General features: G+C 67.1%; 9 protein-coding genes. 5 read left to right on the forward strand and 4 right to left on the reverse strand.

The window, feature by feature from the left end:
• The first annotated feature begins 3 nt into the window (after positions 1–3).
• Positions 4–717, forward strand: a complete 714-nt coding sequence (locus L0U80_RS03800) for a lysozyme inhibitor LprI family protein (protein WP_373322098.1) — start codon at positions 4–6, stop codon at positions 715–717.
• Positions 718–737: 20 nt separating this feature from the next.
• On the opposite strand, the gene L0U80_RS03805 is transcribed toward L0U80_RS03800, so the two are convergent.
• The 3 genes from L0U80_RS03805 to L0U80_RS03815 form a co-directional block, all read right to left on the reverse strand.
• On the reverse strand, positions 738–1,661 hold the full coding sequence (locus tag L0U80_RS03805; RefSeq protein ID WP_233862619.1) for a bestrophin family protein: 924 nt from the start codon (positions 1,659–1,661) through the stop codon (positions 738–740).
• Between the two features lie 147 nt (positions 1,662–1,808).
• Positions 1,809–3,218 carry an argininosuccinate lyase gene (gene argH / locus L0U80_RS03810; protein WP_233862620.1) on the reverse strand — a complete coding sequence of 470 codons (1,410 nt, stop codon included), beginning with the start codon at positions 3,216–3,218 and terminating at the stop codon, positions 1,809–1,811.
• A 246-nt stretch (positions 3,219–3,464) separates the two neighbouring features.
• The gene (locus L0U80_RS03815; RefSeq protein WP_233862621.1) at positions 3,465–4,295 is read right to left on the reverse strand and encodes a helix-turn-helix transcriptional regulator; all 831 of its coding nucleotides are present in this window, start codon (positions 4,293–4,295) and stop codon (positions 3,465–3,467) included.
• A gap of 229 nt (positions 4,296–4,524) precedes the next feature.
• Here L0U80_RS03815 and L0U80_RS03820 point away from each other — a divergent pair, with 229 nt between their 5' ends.
• A complete protein-coding gene (locus tag L0U80_RS03820) occupies positions 4,525–5,289 on the forward strand; it encodes a class I SAM-dependent methyltransferase (RefSeq protein WP_233862623.1) in 765 nt (254 codons plus the stop codon).
• A 110-nt stretch (positions 5,290–5,399) separates the two neighbouring features.
• On the opposite strand, the gene ppc is transcribed toward L0U80_RS03820, so the two are convergent.
• Complete coding sequence (ppc, locus tag L0U80_RS03825; protein ID WP_233862624.1) at positions 5,400–8,477, reverse strand: phosphoenolpyruvate carboxylase; 3,078 nt, start codon at positions 8,475–8,477, stop codon at positions 5,400–5,402.
• Between the two features lie 430 nt (positions 8,478–8,907).
• Between ppc and hemC the strand changes: the two genes are divergently transcribed.
• The 3 genes from hemC to L0U80_RS03840 are packed head-to-tail and all read left to right on the forward strand — an operon-like array spanning position 8,908 to position 13,292.
• Positions 8,908–9,972 (forward strand): hydroxymethylbilane synthase, encoded by a 1,065-nt coding sequence (hemC, locus tag L0U80_RS03830; RefSeq protein WP_233862626.1) that lies wholly within the window; start codon positions 8,908–8,910, stop codon positions 9,970–9,972.
• Entirely contained in the window at positions 9,969–12,089 is a 2,121-nt protein-coding gene (gene hemDX, locus L0U80_RS03835; protein ID WP_233862627.1) for a fused uroporphyrinogen-III synthase HemD/membrane protein HemX, read from the forward strand. Before hemC ends, hemDX begins: the two co-directional genes overlap by 4 nt.
• Positions 12,090–12,092: 3 nt before the next feature.
• Positions 12,093–13,292 (forward strand): heme biosynthesis protein HemY, encoded by a 1,200-nt coding sequence (locus L0U80_RS03840; RefSeq protein ID WP_233862628.1) that lies wholly within the window; start codon positions 12,093–12,095, stop codon positions 13,290–13,292.
• Positions 13,293–13,313 lie beyond the last annotated feature (21 nt).

Consider the following 13,313-nt stretch of genomic DNA (forward strand, 5'->3'; position numbering starts at 1 on the left):
GACATGATGAGTGGCAAAACGATGCGCGCCTGGCCGTCCTGGCGTTCGGGCGCGGCATGGCTGATGACGGCGTGGCTGCTGGGCGCGAGTCCGGCACACGCGGAAGTGGCGGCGGCCGATCCGATCGATACGGGCATGCGCGCGTGTTTTGCGCGCGCGGACCGTTCGTCGACGGCGGGTCAGGTGCAGTGCATGAACGACGCGCGCGGAGCCTGGCACAGCGCGACCAACACCGCGCTCACGCAACTGCTTGCGAAGCTGCCGGCTGCGCAGCAAACGCGCTGGCAGGTGAGCCAGCAGCGCTGGGAAGCGTGGCGCGAGGCCGATGACACGATGCTCGGCGCCGCGTTCGCGACCACGAGCGGATCGGCCTATCAACTCTACGAAGCGGATATGCGTCTGCAGCCGGTGCGCGATCGTGCGCTCGCGCTGCGCGCACAGGCCGCGATTGCTGCAGGGGGTGACGCGCCGCGTGCGCGTCCCTGTTCGGCGGACGCGCGCTGCGAGCACGCGAGTTACGACCTCGATCGCTACTACCGCAAGCTCTACTCGCGCATGCCCAAACACGGACGGCCCGCGGTCCTGCGCGCGCAGTCCGCATGGCGTGCGTATCGCGACGCCACCACGCCGCTCATCGACGAGCACGCGCGGCTCGATCTGCTCGGTGCGCGGCTCGCGACGCTCAAGCGGCTTTCGGAGACGGTGGGGAATCGCTAGAACCCCCGTGCCGGCCCCGCTCAGTCGATGATGAAATCCTCGGCTGAGCGCACGGGCAGCGTCGTGGAGTCGCCGAGGAGGTCGTGCAACGCGGCCTCGATCTGCGTCGACATCGCCGTGAGCGCCAGGTCGTTGTCCTCGGTGCCGAACGGGTCCTCGATCTGCGAGGCGATCGCTTCGTGCGCCATGAACGCATAGGCGACGAACACCGCGAAAATCGGCGTCAACGGTCCGATGCTTTCCACGAGACCAAACGGCAGCGTGGCGCAGAAGAAGTACACGGTCCGGTGGATCATCACCGTGTACGCGAACGGCAGCGGCGTCGAGGCGATGCGCTCGCAGCCGCCGATCACATCCGATAGTCCATTCAGATTGCGCTCAAATGCGAGCACGGCCCAGCCGTCAAGACGGCCCTGGCGCGTCTCGTTGCGCATCCACTCCGAGGCACAGACGAGCAGCGTCGCCGGGCGAAAGCGTGACGCCATCACGCGATCGAGCAGCGCGGGCGGCAGGTGATTCGCGAGATCGTCGCGCGGGTCCGTCTGGCGCAACTGGTGGCGCAATGCGTGCGGCAGCGCGCAGAGCAGATTGACGAGTTCGCGCGCACGCTTGTGGCTGTCGTCGCTGCCGTTGGTAAGCGTCAGCGCCTGGCGCGTGAGCGAGCGCGACTCGTTGAGCAACTGGCCCCAGAGCTTGCGGCCCTCCCAGTAGCGGTCGTAGCTGGCGCTGTTGCGAAAGCCGAGGAACACCGCAAGCGCGATGCCGATCAGCGAGAACGGCACGGTGCTCAGATTGACGGTGAACTTGATGATGTGATCGTGCGCCGCCACGGCGATGATCGACACGCCCAGCACGAGGAACAGCCGGGGCAGCAACTGCGGTAGCACGGAGCCGCGCCACGCAAGCAGCATCCGGAACCAGTGGAGGTGAGGGCGGACGATCATCGGGGTATGAAGGTCGGACGGGACTCAAACCGGCTTGGCCGGCCGGGAGGGCAGCTTGTGCGGCGCTGCCCTTATGGTGGCGCTCATCGCATGCGATGCGGCGTCTATCGCCGCGCCGCATGCTTAACGAGCGCTACAAGCGACGCCTTACTTGACGAGCGCCGCGCGCGCCGCCGCAATGGCGGCGCGAACCTGCTCCGGCGCGGTGCCGCCCGGATGGTTGCGTGCTGCGACCGAGCCGTCGAGCGTCAGCACTTCGAACACGTCCTCACCGAGCAGATGCGAAACCGCCGGCAGCTCGCGGCGCATCTCGTCGAGCGTCAGGTCCGCGAGGTCGCAGTTGCGGTCCACGCAGATGCGCACCGCGTGCGCGACGGCTTCGTGCGCGTCGCGGAACGGCAGGCCCTTCTTCACGAGGTAGTCGGCGAGATCGGTGGCCGTCGAGAAGCCTTGCAGTGCTGCCGCGCGCATGGCTTGCGCCTTCACGCTGATGCCCGCGACCATTTCCGCGAAGATGCGCAGCGTGTCCGCGACCGTATCGACGGTGTCGAACAGCGGCTCCTTGTCTTCCTGGTTGTCCTTGTTGTACGCGAGCGGCTGGCCCTTCATCAGCGTGAGCAGGCCCATCAGATGGCCGTTCACGCGGCCGGTCTTGCCGCGCGCGAGTTCGGGGACGTCCGGGTTCTTCTTCTGCGGCATGATCGACGAGCCGGTGCAGAAACGGTCGGCCAGATCGATGAAACCCACGCGCGGGCTCATCCACAGCACGAGTTCTTCCGAGAAGCGCGAGACGTGCGTCATCACGAGGGCTGCGGCGGCCGTGAATTCGATCGCGAAGTCGCGGTCGGAGACGGCGTCGAGCGAGTTCGCGCAGATGCCGTCGAAGCCGAGTGTCTTCGCCACCGCGAAGCGGTCGATCGGGTAGCTCGTGCCCGCGAGCGCCGCGGCGCCGAGCGGCAGGCGGTTCACGCGCTTGCGGCAGTCGATCATGCGCTCGCTGTCACGCGTGAACATCTCGACATAGGCGAGCAGGTGATGGCCGAATGTCACCGGCTGCGCGACCTGGAGGTGCGTGAAGCCGGGCATGATCGTGTCGGCGTGCTGGTCCGCGAGGTCGAGCAGCGCGGTGCGCAGATCGCCGAGCAAGCCGCCGATGCGGTCGATTTCGCCGCGCAGCCACAGGCGGATATCGGTCGCGACCTGGTCGTTGCGCGAGCGGCCCGTATGCAGGCGCTTGCCCGCATCGCCGATCAGCGCGGTCAGGCGCGCTTCGATGTTCAGGTGCACGTCTTCGAGATCGAGCAGCCACTCGAATTCGCCACGCTCGATTTCGCCCTTGATCTGCGCCATGCCGCGCTGGATCTCGGCGAGGTCGGCGGCGGAGATGATCTTCTGCGCGGCCAGCATCGACGCGTGCGCGAGCGAGCCCTCGATATCGACGAGCGCGAGACGCTTGTCGAAGAAGACCGACGACGTGTAGCGCTTGACCAGCTCCGACATGGGTTCGGAGAAGCGAGCCGACCAGGCTTCGCCTTTTTTGTGCAGTTGGGACGTCATGGTGTTGAGCGGTGAGCGGTGAGAAGGTTCGCCCCGCGGCCAGGCCGCACTTGCCTCAAGCGATGAGCGGCGGCGCACGACGGGGAAAGGCCTCGATTTTACCATTGGAGGCGATGCGGGCCGGCGCTCGCGGTGCTACTGGCATGGATCGCGCGGAGGCGGCGACGCGTGTCATGCCCGGTATCCCCGGGTGCGCGATCCCGCCGGCGCCGAGCGGGCGCGATGCGCCTCCCGCAAACGCGGCAATCAGAGCCGCACCAGCACCACGAGCTTCAGATCTTCGCGGTGCGCGGGCTTAAACGTGATCTGATCATAGGCAACGCGGCCGTGGCGCGGATGATTGAACTCGCGCCGCCCGCCCTCGCGCTCGAATACGTCCTGTGAAGCCCAGAAGCGCGCGAATGCGTCGCTTGCGGCGATCAGGGAGTCGATCAGCGCGCGCGTGGGCGCGTCGTTAAGGTGCCGGATCGAATCGGCGCGGAACTCGGCGGCGAGGCGCCGCGCGCGCGTTTCCCAGTCGACGATCAATTCACGCGCGAGTGGCTCGGTGAACGTGAAGCGCAGCAGGTTGCGGTCGTTTCCGGCGTCGAGCCAGCCTGTGAACAGATCGGCCGCGTGGGCGTTCCAGGCAAGCGCCGTCCACTGGCGGTCGAGCACGTAGGCGGGCGCGTCGACGAGTTGAACCGTCCGCAGCAGCGTGGCGGGCGCGTCGGTGGAGCTGGCCTGATCGGGCTCGGCAGGATCGCGCTGCGCGGCCAGCTCGAACAGATACGCGCGCTCGGCGCGCGAAAGCTGCAGCGCGACGGCGATGCGCGCGAGCGCATCCGCCGACGCCGACACCGGCCGCCCTTGCTCGATCCACGTGTACCAGGTCGGGCTGACACCGCACAGCTGGGCGACTTCCTCGCGGCGCAGGCCAGGCGTGCGGCGGCGCGGGCCCGGTGGCAGACCGACCGCCGCGGGCGTCAGGCGCTCGCGATGGGCGCGGATGAACTCGCCGAGCGCATGCGCGGGCGTAGTGTCGAGCGGGCTGGCCGATGGGGATTCGGACGCGGATTCGGGGGCGGCGTGGCGCATGAGTGTGTGACGGGTGCTGGAGATACCAGAATATCTGCTTAACTTGTACTGGTACAAGCGGGACTTTATTGTAGCGGCTGACGCGGCGAACGGGCAGCCGCGCCAGCCGCCCGGCGAACCGACGCCACACGCCGTTCGAAGCGCAACGGCGTATGGCGCCTCAAATCACAGACATTCCGGCAGTGTGCCGCCAAGGCTGGTAGCACGCAGGTTGGGAGAGGAGCATCCGATGAAACATCACGACCAGGTCGCCGACGCGTTCGGCACGTCAGCCGCCGCCTATCTCACGAGCGCAGTCCACGCGACCGGCGCCGATCTGGAGAATCTCGCCGCGACGTTCGCGGCGACCTGCGGCAACGCGACGGTGCTGGACATGGGCTGCGGCGCCGGCCATGCGAGCTTTGCGGTAGCGCCGCACGTGCGCGAAGTGGTGGCCTACGATATCGCCGCGCAGATGCTCGCCACCGTCGACGCCGCCGCGAAGGAGCGCGGACTCGCCACGATCCGCACGCAACAGGGCGCCGCAGAAACGCTGCCCTTTGCCGATGCCTCGTTCAACTGGGCGATCAGCCGCATGAGCGCGCACCACTGGCGCGATGTGCCGAAGGCGCTTGCCGAAGTGCATCGCGTGCTGAAGAAGGGCGGGCGGCTGAAATTCATCGATATCGCGGGTATCGACGATCCGCTCTACGACACGCATATCCAGGCGATCGAGGTGCTGCGCGATGCATCGCATATCCGCGACTATCGCGCCGACGAGTGGGTTGCCATGCTCGACGCCGCAGGCTTCGACGCAAAGGTCACGCAACGCTGGCGCATCGGCATCGAATTCGACTCGTGGGTCGCGCGCATGCGCACGAGCGCGGAACGCGTGACGGCGATCCGTTCGATGTGGGAGTGCGCGCCCGACGAAGTGCGCCAGTACTTCGACGTGCAGCGCGACGGTTCCTTCAAGCTCGACGCGCTGATGATCGAGGCGACGCGGCGCGATTAAGCGCTTCGCAACGCGTCGCGCAATAAAAAAACGGCGTCGTGCCACTCAGGGCACGACGCCGTTTTTGCTGACGCGGTTGTTCTACCGCTACCTTGACCGCAACCGCGCGATCAACCCGTATTCCGCAATCCAGCCGCAATCCCGTTGATCGTCAGATGCAGACCGCGCTGCACGCGCGGACTCGGGTCCCCTGCGCGATAGCGCTTGATCAGTTCCACCTGAAGGTGGTTGAGCGGATCGAGATAGGGGAAGCGGTTCTTGATCGAACGCGCGAGCAGCGGGTTATCGGCGAGGCGGCCGCTTACGCCCGTGATCTCATCGAGCACTTGGGTCGTGCGCTCCCACTCCGCGACGATGCGCTCGAACACGTGCTTGCGCAATTTCTTGTCGGCCACGAGCTGCGCGTATCGCGACGCCACGGCGAGGTCCGTCTTCGCGAGCGTCATGTCCATGTTCGACAGCAGGTTCGAGAAGAACGGCCAGGTCTTGTACATCTTCCTGAACATCGCGAGACGGCGCGTGCGTTCGGCGTCGCTGCCGGCGTCGTCGAGATACGACGCCACCGCGCTGCCGAAGCCATACCAGCCCGTGAGCAGGAGACGGCACTGGCCCCACGAAAAGCCCCACGGAATCGCGCGCAGGTCTTCGATCTTGCGGTTCTTCGGATCCTGCAGCTTGCGCGACGCGGGCCGGCTGCCGATGTTCAGTTCCGCGATTTCGGTGATCGGCGTGGACGAGAAGAAGTAGTCAGTAAAGCCGGGCGTCTCGTACACGAGCGAGCGGTATGCGGCCATCGCCGCATCCGAGAGCTGCTGCATCGTCGCTTCGAATGCGCTCAGTTGATCCGGCGCGCCCTTGGCCGTGTCGCCCGTGGCGGCTCCGCCGGGAAGCAGCGTCGCTTCGAGCGTTGCCGCGATCACCGTCTCCAGATTGCGACGGCCGATCTCCGGGTTGCCGAACTTGCTCGCGATGACCTCACCCTGCTCGGTCAGGCGGATCTGGCCGTCGACTGTGCCCGGCGGCTGCGACAGAATCGCGTTGTAGGTCGGACCGCCTCCGCGCCCCACCGTACCGCCGCGGCCGTGGAAGAGCCGCAGCTTGATGCCGCGCTCGCGAAAGAGCCCGACGAGCGCGAGTTCGGCGCGGTACAGCTCCCAGTTCGACGTGAGGAAGCCACCGTCCTTGTTGCTGTCCGAGTAGCCGAGCATGATTTCCTGCTCGTTGCCCTGGTGCTCGACGAGTCCGTCGATGCCCGGCAGCGCGAGCAGGTCGCGCATGATGTGCGGGGCGTTGCGCAGGTCGGGGATCGTCTCGAAGAGCGGAATCACCATGAGCGCGGCTTGTGCGGGATCGTCCGCGTGGCCGAGACGCCCGCTGAACAGGCCGGTTTCCTTCTGCAGCAGCATCACTTCGAGCAGGTCAGAGACCGTTTCGGTGTGCGAGATGATGTAGTTGCGCACCGCGCGTGCGCCGAACTTCTCGCGCGTCACGCGCGTCATCTCCAGCACGCCGAATTCGCTCTTCACGAGATCGGAGTAGTCGAGATACGGCGAGCGCAGCGTGCGCGGATCGGCCAGCTGTGCGAGCAGGAGGGTCTGCTTTTCTTCCTCTGAGAGCGCGGCATAGTCCGCTTCGATGCCCGCGCGCGCGAGCAGTTCGGCGATCACGGCTTCGTGGATGTCCGAGCTCTGGCGAAGGTCGATCGACGCGAGATGGAAGCCGAACACTTCGACGGCGCGCAACAGCGGCGCGAGACGCGGCGTGGCGAGCGAAGCACCGTGATGCTCGGCGAGCGAGTCCATGAGGACGCGCAGGTCGCGCGAGAACTCGGCGGCGTCGGCGTAAGGCTGCGCACGCACGGGTGCTGCACCGCGGCCTGCGCTGCGCACCGCGACCACGCCTTCGCCGAGACGCACGCGAGCGCTCGCCGCGAGCCGCGTGTAGACGCCGATCAGCGCGCGGCGATACGGTTCGTCGACACGATGCGGCGAGCGGTCGGGCGAGGCGTCGGCCAGTGCCTTGAGTTCGTCGCTTGCGCCCGCGAGCATGTTCGACACCGAAAGCTCCGCGCCGAGCCGGTGCACTTCGTCGAGGTAGTGCTGCAGGATCACCTGCGCCTGGCGCTCGCTTGCCTCTTCGAGCGTCGCGGCCGTGACATTCGGATTGCCGTCGCGGTCTCCGCCGATCCAGCTGCCCATCTGGAAGAACGCAGGCAGGCGCGCGGACACGCCGTGCTCCTTGAGCGACGTCTCGATCTCGCCGTACAGCGCAGGGATCTCGGTGAGGAAAGTCGTGTGGTAGTACGAGAGCGCGTTTTCGATTTCGTCTGCGACGGTCAGCCGCGATGCGCGCAACATGCGCGTCTGCCACAGCGACGTCACGCGCGCGCGCAGCAGCGCTTCGTTTTGCGCGCGTTCGCGATGCGTGAGCGGCTGGTCGCGTTCGGCGAGCAGGCGTGCGATATCGTGCTGCGAATCGAGCGTGCTCTTGCGCTGCACTTCCGTGGGGTGCGCGGTGAGCACGGGCACGATCAGCGCGTCGTTGAAGAATTGCTGGAGCACCGGCGTCGCGGCAGCGCCTGCGACCGCGAGGCGTTCGAGCGAATGCGCGATCGTACCCGCCTGAGGCACCGAACCCGCGAGGTCGTGGATGCGGTGGCGACGGTTGCGGTGGCGGTCCTCCGCGATGTTGGCCAGATGCGAAAAGTAGCTGAACGCACGCACGACGCACACCGTCTGCTCGGGCGAGAGACCGCGCAACTGCTTGTCGAGCGCGAGGGCTGCGGCGTTATCGTCTTCGCGGCGAAAGCGCACAGCCGTCTGGCGGATCGTTTCGACGACGTCGAATACCGCGTCACCTTCCTGCTCGCGCAGCACCTCGCCCAGGAGACGCCCGAGGAAACGGATGTCCTCGAAGAGCGGCTGGTCCTTGTCGTCGCGGGTGCGTGTGTTGCGCCCGTTCTTCGTCGTCTGGGTGTTCGTCGTGGTCGTGGTCTTCGCGGTCGGGCGGGCGGGTTTCGATTCCGCTTTGGGCGCTTTGATCGCTTTCGTCGTCGTGGCCGTTTTCTCGGCTTTGGCGGCTTTGGCCGCCTTGGCGTTTTTCGGGGCGGTCGTGGTCACGGCCGTCGAGGTAGCGATCTGCGATGCTTTGTTGCGGCGCTCTGCGCGCGCCGGTCCGGAAGACTTCACGATGTGTTCCTTAAGGCTTGCAGGAGATGAGTCGGTTAAATGGAAACACTATGCGATGCGTGAGCCGCGGCACTAGCCGGGCCCGATACTGCGGGTGCAACCAGAAACGTACGCCGGCGATGGCCGGGTGCAACTGCGGGAAATCGTGGACTCGGTGTGCAGTGAAACTGAAGGCGCAACCGAAGCGGGCTATGCAGCGAAGAGCGGTGGGGACAGCATCGCGCGCAACCAGGACGATGCGCGTAACGTGGGACCTGACGACTGCTCAGATTGCCTTTAGTTTGCCTCCGGTTTACTTCTGGTTTGCTTCGTGCCGCAGCGCGCGCACTGTTGCCGGAAGTCCCGCGGGGCCTGCCGCAAAAGGGGCGCGTGCTAACATTGCCTGTTATCCGATTCTGTTTTTTTCATCCCGTCATTCGATGTCCCTGCCATGAACTCCGAGACGCTATCTACGCAACCGCGTACGCCCACGCCCAGCACGCTAGTCATCGCTTCCCGGGAGAGCCGCCTCGCGATGTGGCAGGCCGAATATGTGCAAGCTGCGCTGCACAAATTATATCCGTCCTGTGACGTGAAAATCCTCGGTATGACGACGCGCGGGGACCAAATTCTCGATCGTACACTTTCGAAGGTGGGCGGCAAAGGGCTCTTTGTGAAGGAGCTGGAGCAGGCTCTCGCCGAAGGGCGCGCCGACCTCGCCGTCCATTCGCTCAAGGACGTGCCGATGGATCTGCCCGAAGGTTTCGCGCTCGTGGCCATCATGGAGCGCGAGGATCCGCGCGACGCGTTCGTCTCGAACGACCATGACTCGCTCGCGGCGCTGCCGGCGGGCAGCATTGTCGGCACGTCGAGCCTGCGCCGCGAAGCGATGCTCCGCGCCCGCTATCCGCATCTCCAGGTGAAGCCGCTGCGTGGCAACCTCGATACGCGTCTTGCCAAGCTCGACCGTGGCGACTACGCGGCAATCATCCTCGCGGCGGCGGGACTGAAGCGCCTCGGGCTCGGTGCGCGCATTCGCGCGCTCATCGAACCCGACGACAGCCTGCCGTCGGCGGGGCAGGGCGCGCTCGGCATCGAGATCCGCGCGGACCGCGCCGATGTCGCCGCGTGGCTCGCGCCGCTGCACGACGACGCAACCGCGAAGGCCGTCGAGGCGGAACGCATGGTGTCGCGTGCGCTGGGCGGCAGCTGCTCGGTGCCGCTCGCGGCCTACGCGCAGTGGCGCGACGGCGCGCTGCACCTGCGCGGCACGATCGCTACGCCCGACGCGAGCCGTGTGCTCGACGCCGCGGGCACGTCGCCGGCAGCGAGCGTCGAAGACGCGCTCAAGCTCGGCCGCGAAGTATCCGATGCACTGATCGCACAGGGCGCGCTCGATATCGTGCGCGCGCTGGCCGATGCCGCACAGGCCGAAGGTGCGCCGAACACGCCGCCGGGTGCTGCACAGCCTGGCCGGACTGACGAGGCGGACGACGCCCCGTCCGACGCGCGATGACAGCCGGCGCCGACTCCAACGCGGCCGACAGCGCCGCCAGCGGCGCCAACGCGGGCCGCCGGGTCCAGCCGGACGAGTGGGGTGGCCCCGCGGAGAGCGCACCGGCTCCCGCACCGTTCACTGTCGTCGTTACCCGTCCGGCCGGTCAGTCGGCAGCGCTCGCCGCGCAACTGACCAAGCGCGGGATCCGCGCGTTCGAATTCCCGCTGATCTCGATCGAGCCCGTCCGCGACGACGCGCCTTTGCGCGCGGCGCTATCCGCGCTCGACCGCTACGCGCTCGTGGTGTTCGTCTCGCCGAACGCCGTCGATCGCGCGTTCGCGGCCTACGCCGCGATTTCATCGATCTGGCCTCACGCGCTGCCGGTGGCCGTGGTCGGCCCGGCGAGCGTCGCCGCGCTCGCGCGACACGGCGTCGCGGCGGACTCGCATCGTGTGATCAGCCCGACTGGCGCCGCCGACGAGGAACCCGCCCGCTTCGACTCCGAATCGCTCTATGCAGCGCTCGAAGCGCAATTCGGCGACGATGCGTTCGCCGGCAAGCGCGTCCTGATCGTGCGAGGCGACGGCGGCCGCGAATGGCTGGCCGACCGTCTGCGCGAAGCCGGCGCCGAAGTCGAGGCCGTCGCTGCCTACCGGCGCGTCGTGCCCGAGCCGCCGATCGCCGCGTGGACCGAGGTGCACGCATTGCTCGCGGGCGCGCCGCACGCGTGGCTCGTCACGAGCTCCGAGGGCGTGCGCAACCTCGCCGAGCTTGCGCGCGAACACCTCACGGCGGGCGAGATCGCCGAACTGCACCATGCGCCGCTCGTCGCGCCACACCCGCGGATTGCCGAAACGGCCCGGGGAATGGGTTTTGATAGGATTACGGTGTCCGGCGCGGGCGACGAGCGCATCGTCGAGACGCTGACGGGCCTCGCTTCTTCCGTTGTTCAACCGGTTCAGAACAATCCGGCCTCAGGGTCGGCACAACCACGCATGACTGATTCGAACAATTCCAGCAACGTCGCACAGCAGCGGCCCGCGTCCGCGGGCGCACCTTCCGCCTCCTCGCCAGCACGGCCGGCCTCGTTCGCTGCGCCGGCGACATCGCGCCCCGAGCGGCGCGGTGCGAGCATCGCGTTGCTGTGGCTCGTCGTGGTGCTGGTGGCGGGCGGGGCGGGCGTGGGCGGCTACGTGCTCAACCGCAAGCTCGATCGCGTCGATCAGCAACTGGTGCAGCGCCAGCAGGCCGCCGACCAGCAGGCCGCCGCATTGCGCGCACGTACCGATCAGGTGGTCGAGGGCACGCAGCAGCTGGACAAGCAGATCACGCAGCTGGAAGGTAAGATCGCCGACGCGCAGACGTCGCAGCAGGCGCTCGCGCAACAGTACGCGGACCTCTCGAAGAGCCGCGACGACTGGACGCTCGCCGAAGTTGGCCAGATGCTCGCGAGCGCGAGCGATCAGCTTCAACTGACCGGCAACACGCAGCTTGCGCTTTTCGCGCTGCAGAGCGCCGATACGCGTCTTGCCGCCTCCAGCAATCCGCAGGCGCTCATGGTGCGCAAGGCCATCGCGCACGACATCGAAAAGCTGAAGGCCGCACCTTCCACCGATCTCACTGGACTCGCGATCAAGCTCGACACGGCGCTCGGCGAAATCGATGCGCTGCCGCTTTCGGGCGAGGCGCTCGTCGCGCGCACGAAGCCGGAAGCCGCAGCGCCCGCCGACATCGCGAAGACCGCCGCGCTGAACAACGAGCCGCGCTGGAAGGCGTGGCTCCATACGTTTGGCGAGGGCATTGGCCAGCAGATCGCGAGCCTCGTGCAGGTGCGCCGCATCGACAACGCAGACGCCATGCTGATTTCGCCGGACGAGGGTTATTTCGTGCGCGAGAACGTGAAGCTGCGCCTGCTTTCGGCGCGCCTGTCGCTGCTCTCGCGTAACCAGGATGCGCTGAAGTCCGACCTCGCCGCTGCCGACGCGGCGCTCGCGCGGTACTTCGACAACGCGTCGAAAGAGACGCAGTCCGTGCGCGACCTGGTGAAGGCAGTGCGCGCAGGCTCGGCGACGGTCGCGCTGCCGAACCTCGACACCAGCCTGCAGGCAATCCAGCAATACAAGAGCCGGGGGTAAGACATGGCCATTCGTGGACTCCTGTGGCTTGCTTTCCTGTTCGTGATCGCTGTTGCGCTCGCGACGGTCGGCCACTTCGACGCCGGGCAGGTGCTGTTTGTCTACCCGCCGTATCGCGTCGACGTTTCGCTGAATCTTTTCGTCGTCGGCGTGGTGGTGGCGTTCCTGCTGCTCTACGCGATCCTGCGCTTCGTGCGCAACATCGTGACCATGCCGCGCCGCGTCGCCGCCTACCGCGCGCGCTCGCGCAAGGAAAAGGCGCATTCGGCGCTGCGCGACGCGGTCAGCAATTTGTACGCAGGGCGCTTCTCGCGTGCGGAAAAGGCCGCGCGCGATTCGCTCGCCGATGAGAAGAACAAGGGCGCTGCGGGTCTTATCGCCGCGACGGCTGCGCACCGGCTGCACGAGTACGCACGCCGTGACGAGTGGCTCACCAACGTCGAAGATCCCGACCTCCAGGAAGCGCGTCTGCTCGCGACCGCCGACATGCGAGCCGACGGTCGCGATGCCGATGGCGCGCTAGCCGCGCTCACCGAAATGCGTTCGCAGGGCGGCCGCCGCATTCACGCGCAGCAGATCGCGCTGCGCGCGCAGCAGCAATTGAAGAACTGGAACGAAGTGCTCAAGCTCGTGAAGACGCTGGAAAAGCGCGAGGCGCTGCATCCCGCCGTCGCCGTGCGTCTGCGCCAGCTTGCGGCGGAAAACCTGTTGCGCGACCGCCGCCATAACGCCGACGCGTTGCTCGAGCTGTGGCAGTCGCTCTCGACGGTCGAGCGTCATTCGCCGCGTCTCGCCGACTGTGCCGCCGAACTGCTGATCGCGCTCGATCGCCAGAGCGACGCGCGCAAGATCGTCGAGGACGCGCTCGCGCAGAACTGGGACGCGCGTCTTTTGCGCCGCTATCCGGACACGGCGGGCAGCGATGCGCTGCCGCTCATCCAGAAGGCGGAAGGCTGGCGCAAGGATCGGCCCGATGACGGCGACCTGCTGTTCGCGCTCGGCCGGCTGTGTCTGAAGCAGCAGCTCTGGGGGAAGGCGCAGTCGTTCCTCGAAGCGGCGCTCAAGTCGGCGAATGCGAGCGACAACGAACCGCTTAAGATCCGCACGCATCGTGCGCTGGCGCGCTTGCATGAGCAGCTTGGCGATGGGGAGAAGGCGGCGGGGCACTACCGCGAGAGTGCGTTGTCGATGAATGTTGTTTGATCGCGTTCTTTGGCAGTGACC

The organism is Paraburkholderia adhaesiva, from assembly GCF_021390575.1.
GTDB lineage: Bacteria > Pseudomonadota > Gammaproteobacteria > Burkholderiales > Burkholderiaceae > Paraburkholderia > Paraburkholderia adhaesiva.